Source organism: Clostridioides sp. GD02367, assembly GCF_045900275.1.
GTDB lineage: Bacteria > Bacillota > Clostridia > Peptostreptococcales > Peptostreptococcaceae > Clostridioides > Clostridioides difficile_A.
The window spans coordinates 1-15,962 of record NZ_JBJODK010000002.1; the positions used below are offsets into that span (position 1 = coordinate 1).

Annotated in this window: 12 protein-coding genes; 11 read left to right on the top strand and 1 reads right to left on the bottom strand. The window is 29.7% G+C overall.

Going from position 1 to position 15,962, the window contains the following annotated elements:
• The 11 genes from Q3223_RS02015 to Q3223_RS02065 all read left to right on the top strand — a co-directional run.
• Positions 1 to 278: RNA-guided endonuclease TnpB family protein (locus Q3223_RS02015; RefSeq protein WP_407811528.1), on the top strand; the 278-nt coding region annotated here is incomplete at its 5' end.
• Between the two features lie 193 nt (positions 279 to 471).
• Entirely contained in the window at positions 472 to 2,277 is a 1,806-nt protein-coding gene (lepA, locus tag Q3223_RS02020; protein WP_054271068.1) for a translation elongation factor 4, read from the top strand.
• Positions 2,278 to 2,427: 150 nt separating this feature from the next.
• On the top strand, positions 2,428 to 3,765 hold the full coding sequence (locus Q3223_RS02025; RefSeq protein ID WP_407811529.1) for a CCA tRNA nucleotidyltransferase: 1,338 nt from the start codon (positions 2,428 to 2,430) through the stop codon (positions 3,763 to 3,765).
• Positions 3,766 to 4,001: 236 nt separating this feature from the next.
• Complete coding sequence (locus Q3223_RS02030; RefSeq protein WP_054271067.1) at positions 4,002 to 5,315, top strand: APC family permease; 1,314 nt, start codon at positions 4,002 to 4,004, stop codon at positions 5,313 to 5,315.
• Positions 5,316 to 5,488: 173 nt separating this feature from the next.
• Positions 5,489 to 6,664, top strand: coding sequence for a radical SAM family heme chaperone HemW (gene hemW, locus Q3223_RS02035; protein ID WP_407811530.1), 1,176 nt, complete (start codon positions 5,489 to 5,491; stop codon positions 6,662 to 6,664).
• A 102-nt stretch (positions 6,665 to 6,766) separates the two neighbouring features.
• Entirely contained in the window at positions 6,767 to 7,786 is a 1,020-nt protein-coding gene (gene hrcA / locus Q3223_RS02040; protein WP_004454754.1) for a heat-inducible transcriptional repressor HrcA, read from the top strand.
• A 29-nt stretch (positions 7,787 to 7,815) separates the two neighbouring features.
• Entirely contained in the window at positions 7,816 to 8,436 is a 621-nt protein-coding gene (gene grpE / locus Q3223_RS02045) for a nucleotide exchange factor GrpE (RefSeq protein ID WP_054277192.1), read from the top strand.
• A 90-nt stretch (positions 8,437 to 8,526) separates the two neighbouring features.
• Entirely contained in the window at positions 8,527 to 10,377 is a 1,851-nt protein-coding gene (dnaK, locus tag Q3223_RS02050; RefSeq protein WP_054277191.1) for a molecular chaperone DnaK, read from the top strand.
• Positions 10,378 to 10,587: 210 nt separating this feature from the next.
• Positions 10,588 to 11,742, top strand: a complete 1,155-nt coding sequence (gene dnaJ, locus Q3223_RS02055; RefSeq protein WP_054271063.1) for a molecular chaperone DnaJ — start codon at positions 10,588 to 10,590, stop codon at positions 11,740 to 11,742.
• 911 nt (positions 11,743 to 12,653) lie between these two features.
• Entirely contained in the window at positions 12,654 to 13,589 is a 936-nt protein-coding gene (locus Q3223_RS02060; protein ID WP_407811531.1) for an ROK family protein, read from the top strand.
• Between the two features lie 32 nt (positions 13,590 to 13,621).
• Positions 13,622 to 14,995, top strand: a complete 1,374-nt coding sequence (locus Q3223_RS02065) for an MFS transporter (RefSeq protein WP_167640887.1) — start codon at positions 13,622 to 13,624, stop codon at positions 14,993 to 14,995.
• Between the two features lie 186 nt (positions 14,996 to 15,181).
• On the opposite strand, the gene Q3223_RS02070 is transcribed toward Q3223_RS02065, so the two are convergent.
• Positions 15,182 to 15,949 carry a helix-turn-helix domain-containing protein gene (locus tag Q3223_RS02070; protein WP_219673005.1) on the bottom strand — a complete coding sequence of 256 codons (768 nt, stop codon included), beginning with the start codon at positions 15,947 to 15,949 and terminating at the stop codon, positions 15,182 to 15,184.
• Positions 15,950 to 15,962 lie beyond the last annotated feature (13 nt).

Genomic DNA, 15,962 nt, shown 5'->3' on the forward strand with positions numbered 1-15,962 from the left:
GAAATCGCAAACTATCTCGCTTAATTTCTGATGTGTCATGGTCAGAATTTGTTCGTCAATTAGAATACAAGGCTAATTGGTATGGTAGACAAGTTGTAAAGGTAGGTAAATTCTTTGCAAGTTCACAAATATGCAATAAATGTGGGTACAAAAACAAGGAAGTGAAGAATTTAAGTATAAGAGAATGGATTTGTCCTTGTTGTAATGAAACTCATGATAGAGATATAAATGCAAGTATAAATATACTAAAAGAAGGATTAAGACTAATAAGAGTTTAAAATAGATAACTTATGTAAGAACCGTAGGAACTACGGGGATAGCCTGTGGAGAGTTTGTAAGACATATTTTAGTATGCAAAATTCTATGAAACAGGAACCATGTGACTTTAGTCATGTGAGGTTCAGATATAAAGAGTTTTTATATAATGTAAAATAATAACTATAAGAATAATTAAGAGGAGGGAATTTTAAGGTGGACAATAAACAAAGTAGAACTAGAAATTTTAGTATAATTGCACATATAGACCATGGAAAGTCTACCTTAGCTGATAGATTAATACAACAAACGGGGCTTGTTAGTGAAAGGGACATGAAAAGTCAATTGCTTGACAATATGGACCTTGAAAGAGAAAGAGGAATTACTATAAAGCTTCAAAACATAAGATTAATGTATAAAGCGAAGGATGGAAATGAATATTATTTAAATCTTATAGATACTCCTGGACATGTAGACTTTAACTATGAGGTATCAAGAAGTTTGGCTGCATGCGAAGGGGCATTACTGGTAGTTGATGCAGCTCAAGGTGTTGAGGCACAAACCTTAGCTAATGTCTATCTTGCTATAGACCAAGATTTAGAAATATTACCAATAATAAATAAAATAGATTTACCAAGTGCAAGACCAGAGGAAGTAAAACATGAAATAGAAGATTTAATAGGACTTGACTCAAGTGAAGCACCTCTTATTTCTGCTAAGACTGGTTTAAACATAGAAGATGTCTTAGAAGATATTGTAAAAAATGTTCCGCCACCTAAAGGAGATAATGAAGCACCATTAAAGGCATTGATATTCGATTCTTACTATGATGCTTATAAAGGTGTTGTAGCTTATGTTAGGGTATTTGAAGGAACTGCAAAAAAAGGCATGACAATAAAAATGATGAACACTAATAAAAAGTTTGAAGTAACTGAAGTTGGTGTTATGGCTCCAGGTCAAACTGAGCTTAGTGAATTATCAGCAGGTGATGTTGGTTATATTGCAGCCAGTATAAAAGATATAAGAAGTTGTCGTGTGGGAGATACAATAACAGATTCAAATAATCCTACAGATGAACCTTTACCAGGATATAAAAAAGCTACTCCAATGGTATACTGTGGTATATATCCAGGAGAAGGAGAAAAATATGAAAATGTAAGAGATGCTCTTGAAAAGCTTCAAGTAAATGATGCTGCACTTGAGTATGAAGCTGAGACTTCAGCAGCATTAGGATTTGGTTTTAGATGTGGTTTCTTAGGTCTTTTACATATGGAGATAATGCAAGAAAGACTTGAGAGAGAATTTAATCTTGATATAATTACGACAGCACCATCAGTTATATACAGAGTTACAAAAATTGATGGAGAAGTTGTAATGATACAAAATCCTGCAAACCTGCCAGAGCCATCTGAGATAAAGATGATAGAAGAACCTATAGTAAAAGGAGATATAATAGTTCCTAAAGACTATGTAGGTGTAGTTATGGAACTTTGTCAAGAGAGACGTGGAAACATGTTAAATATGGAATATATAGATGAGAGAAGAGTAATGCTTCACTATGACCTTCCTCTTAATGAGGTTGTTTACGATTTCTTTGATGCTTTGAAATCAAGAACTAGAGGTTATGGTTCTCTTGATTATGAAGTTAAAGGTTATGTGGCATCTACACTTGTAAAACTTGACGTATTAATTAATAAAGAGCAAGTTGACGCACTTAGTTTTATTGTTCATGAAACTCGAGCATTCCCTAGAGGAAAGGCAATGTGTGAGAAACTAAAAGGTGAAATTCCAAGACATCAATTTGCTATACCTATACAAGCCGCTGTTGGTAATAAGGTTATAGCAAGAGAGACAATAAGTGCGTTAAGAAAAGATGTACTTGCTAAATGTTATGGTGGGGATATATCTCGTAAGAAGAAACTTCTTGAAAAACAAAAAGAAGGTAAGAAGCGTATGAGACAAATTGGTTCTGTTGAAGTTCCTCAAAAAGCATTTATGTCTGTACTTAAATTAGATGAGTAAATTTTTATAAATTTAGATAAGGATATTTATAAGCTAGAGTGATTTTAGAATTATTTCTAAATTAATCTAGCTTTTTTGTGGTATATTTTAAGTAAACTCATAGAAAATATAAACAAGAGTATATTAAAGAAAAATAAAAAGGTGATATTTATGATTAATATAGAAATTCCTAAAAAAGTAGAGTGTATAATTAAAGAATTAGAAAAACATGGTCATGAAGCATATGTAGTTGGAGGATGTGTCAGAGATTGTTTGTTAGAAAGGATTCCAAATGACTGGGACATAACAACTAGTGCTAGACCAGAAGAAGTAGTAGAGCTATTTAAAAAAACAATTCCAACTGGTATACAACATGGCACTGTAACAGTTATGATTGAGCATGAACCATTTGAAGTGACAACTTACAGAATAGATGGAAATTATAGTGATGGTAGACATCCAGATTCAATAGAATTTACAAATAACATAATTAAGGACCTATCGAGAAGAGATTTTACTATCAATGCAATTGCATACAATGCAAAGAATGGATTGGTTGACCCATTTAATGGGTATGAAGATATACGAAATAAGTATATACGTTGTGTTGGAAATCCAGTAGATAGATTTGAAGAAGATGCACTTAGAATGCTTAGGGCAGTTAGGTTTTCAGCACAACTAAGTTTTAAAATAGCTGAAGGGACTAAGCAAAGTATCTACAAAAAAGCAGACTTGATTAAAAATGTTTCTATAGAAAGAATCCAAACAGAATTAAACAAAATACTAGTATCTGATTCATCTAAATTAGAATTATTAAATTCAACAGGTTTGTTGAAATTTATAATCCCTGAAATATGTGAACTAGAAGAGGTTACACAACATAATCCATATCATATTTATGATGTACAAAAACATACTTTAATGGCCACAGAAGTAATTGAGGATGAATTATATTTAAAACTTACAATGTTGTTTCATGATTTAGGAAAAAAAGTAACTAAAACGACTGATAAAAATGGAATTGACCATTTTTATAATCATAGTAGAGAGTCTGTGAAGATTGCAAAGAGGATTTTAAAGAGACTCAAGTACGATAATTATACTATTAATAAAGTTTTGTTATTAATACAATATCATGATTATAGAATAGAGCCAAAACGGAAAATAATTAAAAAGTTATTAAATAAACTTGAAGATGTTGAACTATTTGAAGATTTAATAAAGGTTAATTGGGCAGATACACTTGCTAAAAATCCAAAATATGCAAAAAGAAAGATATTAAACCTTATTGAGTGTGAAAAAGAATTTAGACATATAATAAATCAAAATGAATGCTTCAATATTAAGGATTTAGCTATTAATGGAAGAGATTTGATATCTATAGGTGTAAAACCAGGTAAAGATATGGGACATATATTAAATAAGATGCTTGAAATAGTTATAAATAATCCAGAACTAAATGAAAAAGAAATACTGAAAGAAGAAGTATTAAATATATATACATTTTAGAATAGAGTATAAAAATTTTAGTTTAATTAATTTAAAAAGCTGAAAATAGAGTACTTTTTTAGAAAAATAAATGATTTTTAGAGATTGTTTTAAACATTGAGATTGTATCTTTTTTAAATGTATAGAAACTTAATCTAAAATTAGCAGATTAATATAAAAAAAAACTTTGGGAATACTAAAACCATAATTTATAAAATTAATATTTTATGCACTATAAAACAGTGAGGAGGGACAGTATGCGTACTCAACTACAAAAGACTATTGGTCTTTCAGCAGCTCTTTCTACTGTTGTAGGTATGGTTATAGGTTCGGGAGTTTTTTTTAAGCCACAAGCAATATACACTACAACTAATGGAGCTCCAGGTCTAGGTATTATAGCATGGCTTTTAGGTGGCTTTATAACAATAACTGCAGGTCTTACAGCTACAGAAATCTCAGCTGCTATACCAAAAACTGGTGGTATGATGATTTATATTGAAGAGATATATGGAGAAAAGTTAGGTTTTTTAACTGGATGGATGCAAACTGTATTATTTTTCCCAGGAACATCAGCGGCGCTAGGAGTAATCTTTGCTCAACAAGCATCTGAACTTTTGGGCATGAGTCCAAATAATATGGCTAATGTACTTCCTATAGCAATTGGAGTTATACTATTTTTAGCAGTACTAAATATAATAGGCTCATCCTTAGGAGGGAAAGTTCAGACAGTAGCAACTGTTGGAAAAATGATACCTTTAATTTTAATAATAATTTTTGGGTTTATTAAAGGTCAAAGTAGTGAAGTGTTAAGTCCATTTGTAGGTGATGGTGTTAGTGTATCAAACGCACTTGGACAAGTCCTAATAGCAACTTTATTTGCATATGATGGATGGATAAATGTTGGGGCTATATCAGGAGAAATGAAGTCTCCAGAGAAAGATTTGCCAAGAGCAATAGTTGGTGGATTATCGTTAGTTATGGCAGTTTATATTATAATAAATATAGCTTACCTTTGGGTAGTGCCAGCAAGTGAATTAGCAACAGTTACTTCCCCAGCTACATTAGTAGCAACAAGATTATTTGGAAACTTGGGTGGAAAAGTAATAACTGTTGGTATATTAATATCAGTATTTGGTACATTGAATGGGTACTTATTGACAGGTTCAAGAATACCATATACATTAGCTGAAATGGGAACTTTACCAGCATCTAAAGCTCTTTTAAAAGTAAATTCTGGAGGTTCTCCTGTAAATTCAATATTACTTATAACTGTATTAGCCTGTGTATATGCCTTATCTGGCCAATTTAATCTTCTTACAGATTTAACTATATTTTCAATATGGGTATTTTATGTACTGACTTTTATAGGAGTTATGAGGCTTAGAAGAGAAAAACCTGATTTACACAGACCATATAGAGTTCCTTTATATCCAATAATACCAATCATAGCTATACTGGGAGGTATGTTTGTAATAATAAATCAATTGTTGACTTCAACAGTAATATCTTTAGGTGGAATATTTATAACACTATTAGGTTTGCCAGTTTATTATTATATGAAGAAAAGATAAGTACTTAATTTAAGTTAGATGAATTTGGATAAGAGTAAAAATTAACTTTTATCCAAATTTTTTATAATATTACATAATATAAGTATTTTATATGTTACTTGATGTGCTATCTTGTTTGATTTATAATTTAGTAATTGATGTTTTAAGATAATTAAAGAAACGAGGAATAAAAAATGTTGGGACTTTATATACATATTCCATTTTGTGTAAAAAAATGTAAGTATTGTGATTTTAACTCTTACAAAATGGACATAGATGCAAAAAAAAGATATATAGAAGATTTAAAAATTGAAATGGAATTGTACAGTAATAAATTATATAAGGATAACAAATACAAGAAGAAAGAAGATTACCATCTAAATAGTGACGATACAATAACGAGTATATTTGTAGGAGGAGGTACACCTAGTATATTGACATCTGATGAAATAAGAGAAATATTTACAAGTGTAAGAGCGATGTTTAATATAGATAAGAATGCAGAAATAACTATAGAGTGTAATCCTGGTACACTGACACTAGAAAAATTAAAAACTATGAAAGATATTGGTATAAATAGACTTAGTATTGGTTTACAAGCTGTTCAAGAACAACATTTGAACTTTATAGGAAGAATACATACTTATGAAGAATTTGAGAAAAACTATAAAGATGCATTAAGTGTAGGCTTTAAAAATATTAATATAGATTTAATGTACAGTCTTCCAAATCAAACTCTATGTGATTGGAAGGAAACCCTTCAAAAAGTTTCAGACCTAAATCCAACACATATATCAGCCTATTCTCTTATATTAGAAGAAGGAACAGAGTTATATAATATGTATGAGAATAATAAGTTTGAGCTCATAGATGAAAATATGGATATAGAAATGTATGAGTATACAATAAACTATCTAAAATCAAAAGGGTATAATCAATACGAAATATCAAATTACTCAAAAGATGGTTATAATTGTGAGCATAATATCTTATATTGGGAATGTGAACATTACATAGGTCTAGGAGCAGGAGCTTCTGGTTATATTAATAAGAATAGATATAATAATTTAGAATCTTTAGATGACTATCATTTGAGTTTAACAAAAAGAGAGAAACCAATACAAGAAAATGAGATTCTTTCTGAAAAAGATATGATAGAAGAGAAGATATTTATGGGGCTTAGAATGAATAAAGGTATAGAATTTGAAGATTTTAAAAAAATTTTTGGGCTAGATTTTAGAGAAAAATATAATAAGCAAATAGAAATGCTATTAGATAGAAAGCTTATAAATCAGAGCTTTGAGGGAATACAACTAACTCAAAAAGGAAGAGAAATATCTAATAGTATCTTTATAGAATTTATGGAATAATTTTTAAGGTGTTGACAAAATAAATTTATAATGGTATATAATATATATAATCTTTTTAGCACTCGAACTTGGTGAGTGCTAACAGCTAGGAGGCATAATAAGATGGAATTAAATGAAAGAAAATTAAATATCCTCAAAGCTATAGTTAAAGATTATATAGAAACAGCTGAAGCTATAGGTTCTAGAACAATATCTAAAAGACATGATTTAGGTGTTAGTGCTGCTACCATAAGAAATGAAATGGCTGACCTTGAAGAATTAGGGTACTTGATTCAGCCTCATACTTCTGCGGGTAGAGTTCCGTCTGAAAAAGGCTATAAGTTATATGTAAACTCTCTTATGAGTAAAAGCGAATTGGATGATAATGATAAAATTCTTATTGAACAATGTATGAATCATAATATAAATCATATAAAAGAATTGATTCATGAAACTTCAAAGCTATTATCTCAACTAACAAACTATACAACTGTAGCAGTTACTAAGAGTTTAATAAATCAAAGTGTTATAAAGCACATACAATTGGTTGCTATGAATGACAATAATATTTTACTTATAGTTGTAACAGATAAAGGAGATTTAAAAAAAGCTAACCTTACAACTAATGTATATTTAGATCAATCTAAGTTAAACTTGATTTCTGATAATCTTACAAGGAAGCTCTTAGGTAAAAGTATAACAGATTTGGATGATAATCTAATTGCTTTTATTAAATACGAAATAAGTGAGTATTCTGGGCTTATAGATGAGCTTTTAAATGCTTTGAATTCAAATATGAAAGAAGAAGATTTTTCTCTATCATTAAATGGAGCTACTAACATATTTAGCTATCCAGAATTTAATGATGTATTAAAAGCAAAGTCATTTTTAAATATGTTGGAGAAAAAAGAGACAATAGCTGACATAATTAAATCAAAGGGAATACAAAAGGACAATCTAAATATAATAATTGGTAGTGATAATGATTGTGAATTGGCACAGGATTGTAGTATAGTTACAGCAACTTATAATGTAGATAGAGACTTGGTTGGGCGAATAAGTTTTATAGGCCCTACAAGAATGGATTATGCTAGAATTTACTCTATAATAAATTATATGAGTTTATTAATTAATAGAAAGTAAAGAAATTTTAAATTGAGAGGTGTAAAGTCTTGGATAAAAAAAATGAGCAACAGGAAGTAAAAGAAGAAAATGATACTTCTATTAACCAAGAATCTGAAACTCAAGTAGAGTTAGAAGAGGAAATTGTTAATGAAGAATGTAAGGAATCAAGTGAAACAAGTGATGAAAAAGAAGTTGATGATGAAAATGTAACAGATATAAATTCTAAATTAGCAGAAAAAAAATTGCAAGACGAATTAGATGAATCAAATGATAAATATCAAAGACTTCAAGCCGAATATGCAAACTACAGAAGAAGAACTCAACAAGAAAAAGAGACGATAGGTGTGTTTGCAAATGAAAAGATAATAACTGAGTTGATACCAGTTATAGATAGTATGGAAAGAGCCTTAGATGCATGTGAAGATAAGGAAGATACTATGTATAAGGGTATAAGCCTTGTACATAAACAGTTAATGGACACTCTAGTAAAATTTGGAGTAGAAGAAATAGAAGCAGAATCTAAGGAATTTGACCCTAATTTACACCTAGCAGTTATGCAAGAAAGTGTAGATGGAGTTGAAGCAAATCAAATAGTAATGGTACTTCAAAAAGGATATAAGCTAGGAACTAAAGTTATAAGACCTTCAATGGTTAAAGTTTCTTGCTAAGTATAAATTAAAGGTTGATTATTTAACCTAATATAAAATATTCAAATAAGTAAAACTTAATTATATAATTACTCGAGGAGGATTTTAGTCATGGGAAAAATAATAGGAATAGATTTAGGAACAACAAATTCATGTGTTGCAGTATTAGAAGGTGGAGAAGCACAAATAATAGCAAATAGTGAAGGTATGAGAACTACTCCATCAGTAGTAGCATTTACAAAAGATGGTGAAAGAATAGTTGGAGAGCCTGCAAAAAGACAAGCAGTTACAAATGCAGATAAAACAATAACTTCTATAAAAACTCATATGGGAACTGATTACAAAGTAAATATAGATGGAAAATCATATACTCCACAAGAAATATCAGCAATAATATTACAAAAATTAAAATCAGATGCAGAAAGTTACTTAGGACAAACAGTAACAGAGGCAGTTATAACAGTACCAGCTTACTTTACAGATGCTCAAAGACAAGCTACTAAAGATGCTGGTAGAATAGCAGGACTTGATGTTAAGAGAATAATAAACGAACCAACAGCAGCTGCTCTTGCTTATGGTATGGATAAATTAGACCAAGAAAAGAAAATATTAGTATTTGACTTAGGTGGAGGAACTTTTGACGTATCTATACTTGAAATAGGAGATGGAACTTTCGAAGTTTTAGCTACAGCTGGTAACAATAGATTAGGTGGAGATGATTTTGACCAAATAGTAATAGACTATTTAGCGGATGAATTCAAAAAAGCTGAAGGTGTAGACTTAAGAAATGATAATATGGCTCTTCAAAGATTAAAAGAAGCAGCAGAAAAGGCTAAGAAAGAATTATCATCAACAATGAATTCAAACATAAACTTACCTTTCATAACTGCTACAGCAGAAGGACCAAAACACTTAAATATAGACTTATCAAGAGCTAAATTTGAAGAATTAACTAGAGGTTTAGTTGAAAAAACTATGGAACCAACTAAGAGAGCTTTACAAGATGCTGGACTTTCTACAGGTGATATAGATGATGTATTATTAGTAGGTGGTTCTACAAGAATACCAGCAGTACAAGAAGCTGTTAAGAAATTTATAGGAAAAGACCCTCATAAAGGTATAAACCCAGATGAGTGTGTTGCAGCAGGAGCTTCTATACAAGCAGGAGTTTTAGCAGGAGATGTTAAAGATTTATTATTACTAGACGTTACTCCATTATCTCTTGGTATAGAAACTATGGGTAATGTAATGACTAAGATAATAGAAAGAAACACTACAATACCAACTAAGAAATCTCAAGTATTCTCAACTGCTGCTGATAATCAAACAGCTGTTGATATACATGTTCTTCAAGGTGAAAGAAGTATGGCTTATGACAATACAACTTTAGGAAGATTCCAATTAACAGATATACCACCAGCACAAAGAGGAATACCTCAAATAGAAGTTACATTTGATATAGATGCAAATGGTATAGTTAATGTTTCAGCTAAAGACTTAGGTACAGGAAAAGAACAAAAAATAACTATAACATCAAACACTAATCTATCAGAATCAGAGATAGAGCAAAAGATAAAAGAAGCAGAAATGAATGCAGAAGCTGACAAACAAAAGAAAGAAAAAATAGAAGCATTTAACCAAGCTGAATCTACTATATATCAAACTGAAAAGACTTTAAATGAACTTGGAGATAAAATAAGTTCAAGTGATAAAGAAGATATAGAAAAAGCTATAGAAAACTTGAAATCTGTAAAAGACAAACAAGATGCTACAGCAGAAGAACTTAAAAAAGCTACAGATGAAGTAATGACTAAGTTCCAAAAAGTATCTCAAGAAATGTACCAACAAGCAGCTCAAGAGCAACAAGCAGCACAAGGAGCAGAACAACAAGCTCAAGACAATGGACCTAAAGATGACAATGTAGTAGATGCTGACTTTAAAGAGGTAGATGAAGACAAATAAGATATATAATATGTAACACTAAATGATAGCTGGATAATATATGATTTATGAAAATCATATAGATGTTAAAGATATATGGACAATATACATCATAAAGAATATAATATATCATAGATTATATAACTTAAAGTAGAATATAAGAATTAATGATAGCTTGTAGTTTATTATTCTACAAGCTATCGTTTTGTAAAATGAAGGTGGTGTCAATTTTTGAGTACAAAAAGGGATTATTATGAAGTCTTAGGCATCAGTAAAGGTGCAGAAGCTCAAGAGATAAAAAAAGCTTATAGAAAATTAGCAATGAAGTACCATCCAGATAGAAATCCTGGCGATAAAGAAGCAGAAGAAAAGTTTAAAGAGATAAATGAAGCTTATGAAGTACTATCAGATGATACAAAGAGAAAAACTTACGACCAGTTTGGGCATGATGGGCTAAATGGTCAAGGCGGTTTTGGCGGTCAAGGAGGATTTGGCGGTCAAGGCTTTGGTGGTTTTGAAGATATGTTTGGAGACATATTTGGAGACATGTTTGGAGGAGGCTTCGGAGGTGGAAGACAGAGAAGAAGAGGTCCTCAACGTGGTGCGGATATAAGACAAAGTGTCACTATATCTTTTGAAGAAGCTGCATTTGGTAAAAAGATGTCTATAAAAGTAAACAGAAGTGAAGAGTGTGAAGAATGTAGTGGAACTGGAGCAAAACCAGGTACATCAAAGAAAACTTGTTCAACTTGTAATGGAACTGGTCAAGTTAGAACTGTTCAAAGAACTCCATTTGGTAATATAGCAAGTTCAAGACCTTGTAGTGCTTGTAATGGAACTGGAGAAGTTATTGAATCTCCATGTAGTAAATGTCATGGAACTGGAAATACAAGAAAAGTTAAGACTATAGAAGTAGACATACCTGCAGGTATAGATGATGGTCAAATGATAAAACTTTCTGGTCAAGGTGAGGTAGGAGAAAAAGGTGCTCCAAGAGGAGACTTATATATCGTAGTTAATGTTAAGTCACATCCACTATTTACTAGGGATGGAAATGATATTTACTTTGAAATGCCAATTACATTTGTTCAAGCAACTTTAGGTGATGAGATAGAAGTACCTACTTTGGATGGAAAAGTTAAATATAGCGTGCCAGAAGGAACACAAACTGGAACTGTATTTAGACTTAAAGAAAAAGGAATCCCTAGAATTAGAGGTAATTCAAGAGGAGACCAGTATGTTAAAGTTGTAGTTGAAATTCCTAAAAAATTAAATGACAAGCAAAAAGACCTGTTAAAGGAATTTGCGAAGGAGTGTGGGTCGAACGTCCACGAAAAGAAAAAAACATTCGGGCAGAAAATAGAAGATATGTTTAAGAAAAAGTAATTAAAATGGCCAATATATAATCGTATTTCTGAAATCTTATCTATTTAAGAGATTTTCAATGGAGATAGTATGATTTTTATATTGGCTATTTTTATGGGGGGAAATAAAAACTGAATATAAATAATTTTCTGAAAAATACTTGTCCCCAAATATATAATATGCTATAATATAATCAAACAACAGAAAGGGGTGATTCCAGTGGGAACGGATGTGGCACTGCCAAATGATGAAGAAAACTCAATTATAATATGTAAGATAAAATTAGATACTTTTAGTGCTATATTAAGTACTGGAAAAACTCACGAGCTGGGATAATTATTGTAATTACCTAGACTTAAACCTTTAATAGTAAAATAGTAATATTCTATAGACAAGGTATCTAATTTTTAAATCTTTTGTATAGTATAAATTAATATTTTTACAAAAGATTTATCTGATTATGATTCAGTTATGAAAAGTTAGTTGTAAATTGATTTTAATATGTATATGTGTAAAGAAATATGTATGTATTATTATTTATTGTACTAGATATGTATGTAAAGAAATATGTATCTAGCTAGATATATGTAAAGAAGTATGCATATGTTGTGTAGAAAGTCAAATTCTATCTACTAAAAGGCATACTTAAGATTTGTTTGATATTTAGTTATAAATAATGTTGTAGATAAAAAATAAGTAGATATAAAGACTTAAAATACTTGTTTTAGATATAGTTTGTTTTGAACGCTTAACAAATTAAAATAATTAATAAAATAGGCATCTTCTCATAGTAAAAATATACTATGGGAAGATGTTTTTACTTTGTGTATAAGTTGTTATGAAAAATTTGCATAGTGTCACATTTTAATATACTATATATATAATAAAATATAGAGCAAAATTAAATGATTCAAAAGAGAAAGGTGAAAAGGATGTATTATATAGGTGTAGATATAGGTGGAACAGGTATACAAGCAGGTGTAGTTGATAATAATGGAAAGATACTTTTTAGGTCAGAATGTAAAACTGTTATTGAAAAAGGTTTTGAAGGAATACTTAATGACATAAAAGTAATGATTGATAAGTTGCTAGAAGAGAATGAGCTTATTATTAGCAATATAAAATCTATTGGATTTGGAGTACCTGGATTTATAAATAAAGATGGTTTAGTAACATGTGTAAATTTAAAATGGGATGGAAAAGATTTTAATAATGAACTAAAAAGAATCTTTCCAGAGGTTGAAATTCATGGAGAAAATGATGCAACAGTAGCAGCACTTGGAGAAGCTAAATTTGGAAGCATGAAGGGTGCTGATGTTGGTGTTTTATATACTTTAGGAACTGGTGTAGGTGGAGGAATAGTAATTAATCAAAAAGTTTTTTCTGGAGCACATGGATTAGGCTCAGAAATAGGTCATCAAATTATAGGAGAAAACTATTTTGATTGTAATTGTGGAAATAATGGTTGTGTAGAAACTTTTTGTTCTGCAACTGCAATTATAAAGTATTCTCAGAAGTTGATACAAGAAGGACGAGAAAGTATGATTTTAAATTTAGCAGAAGGACATTTAGAAAATATAAATGCAAAGATGGTGTTTGATTCATATAGGGAAAATGATGAAGTTGCAATTGAAGTAATAAATCGATTTAAGGAGTATTTAGCTAAAACTTTTGCAAATACAATAAATTCTTTAGACCCAGAAATTATATCTATCGGTGGAGGTATTTCTAAAGCTAGTGATATAATACTCGATGGAATAGAGGACTTAGTAAGAAAATTTGTATTGTACAAAAAAGAAGATATAGCTACAATTACATGTGCAACTTTAGGCTCAGACGCAGGAATTATAGGAGCTGCTTTTTTATAAGGTAAAGGAGTTGCTTACTGGAGGCATGATATATGAGTAAGATAAATGCTAGAAGAACACTTTTTTTGATAGCAATAGGTTCAGGAACTATGCTTAATCCTCTTAATTCGTCTATGATTTCACTTGCTTTACATAGTATACAAAATGATTTTCATATTAGTTTTACAACTGTATCGTGGATTGTTTCAGCGTTTTATTTGGCTAGTGCCATTGCACAACCAGTTTCAGGGAAGATAGGAGATTTAATAGGTAGGAAAGTCTTGTTTTTGAGTGGTTTGATACTTGTGATTTTGTCAGCATCTATAGTACCATTTGTTCAATCATTTTTTATATTGATTTTTATAAGAGTAATTCAGGCTATTGGAACAAGTACCCTATATCCATCTGGGGTTGCTCTTATACAAAATAATATAAAGGAAAGACAATCTTCTGCATTAGCCGTTTTAACTATCTTTGCTTCAACTACAGCAGGGTTAGGACCAACATTAGGAGGTTTATTATTGGATTTAGGTGGATGGCATGCTATATTTCTTGTCAACATACCTATTGTTATGGTTTCTATATGTCTAGGATATTTTCTATTTCCAAAAGAAACAAAAGAGAAGAACTGTATAAAAGAGACTTTAAAAAATGTATTATCGAGATTAGATATTATTGGTATACTTATATTTTCAATTGCAATGATTTTTCTATTACTATTCTTGTTATCTATGAAGGAGTCTCTTAATTTAGAACAACTTGTATTTGGTGTAATATTGATGTGTATTTTTATTTGGCATGAGCTTAGAACAAAATTACCATTTATAGATATTAGGTTATTTGTAAATAATCCTAAGCTGTCAAAGGTCTATTTACAGTTTATTATATTAAATTTCTTTAATTATATTTTGTTTTTTGGTCTTCCTAGTTACTTTCAAGATGCACTACATTATAGTGCAAAATCGACTGGGTTATTTATGTTATTTATGTCTGGTATAGGTATATTTATATCTCCATTAACTGGGAGATGGATAGACAAATCTGGTACTAGATTGCCTCTGATGATGTCATCAATTTTTATGTTGATTAGTGCAGTACTTCTTTCAATAGTTTTTGTTCATATACCAGTAATAGGAAAGGGCATTATTTTATCATTGGCAGGTATTAGCTATGGAGTTGGGAATGTGGCATTACAATCCTCTATGTTTAAAGAAAGCCCTTCTGACAGTATAGGGACAGCTTCAGGTCTATTTCAAACTAGTCGTTATTTAGGTTCTATTTTAGCAACAGTTTTACTTGGAATGGTATTTGAAGCAAGTATAACATCAGCTCAATTTCAAATATTAGGTTATGTTATGGTGGTTTTAGGTACAATAAGTTTTTTATTGAATTTTGTTTTAAAGAAAGAATTAAGAACAGTAAAATAGTAGATTTATGGATTTAATAAGTCTAGTATTTTACACACTTGAAAATATTGTTTGTAAAACATGAGTGATTGATATTTATAAACTTCAAGCTTTTAAATAAAGAATACTTAATAAGTATACAATATTATAAATTAAAATTAAGCAGAACTTTGAACTAATGTTTTGGAGTTCTGCTTAATTTAGTACTTAAATTTTTTTATATAGAAAATAAGATTTGACACTCAGATAAAAAATCATTGCATTTTCAAAATTTTTCAAATCAAATCCAAGTATCTCATTGATTTTTTCCAACCTATATACCAGTGTGTTTCTATGTAAAAACATACTAGTAGATGTCTTAGAGATATTTAAATCATTACTTATAAACTTTATTCCGGTATATAGAAGTTCTTCATCAATAGATTTAATCTTATTAAAATCTATTAATTTATTGAGTGTATTATCTTTATTAATCAAATCAAAAGTTTTATATCTAATGAGGTCAAATAAATTTAAAAATTTATTTTCAGCGTTATCTTTTACAATATAAGGTAGTAAGTCAGAACATAATTGTAATCTAAGATTAAAATCGGATTTATTATCTAACTCACCAAGATAAAAAATATAGGTACTTTGATAAGTTTCAGTTTCAATTATATTTTGTGTAGTTATATTAATATCTAAGTTGTATTTAGAATTTATAATAAAAAAACCATTGTGTTGTATTATATTTATATTATCATATAAGTTATAAAAAATATTTTTTAGATATTCAAAATCTATATGAGACTGATAAATTAAATAAAAGTTACCTTTTAGATTGTCGAGATTATTTTCAACTAGAAAATCAACAACATAAATAGTATTGTTGAAAGTAATTAAATTGCTATTAGAACTTAAACTTTGATTTTCATACGGATAGATATTTATTTTTTTATTAAGTTGTCTTTCTAAAAAACTTTTTAAATCTTCCATAAAGTCTCCTTAA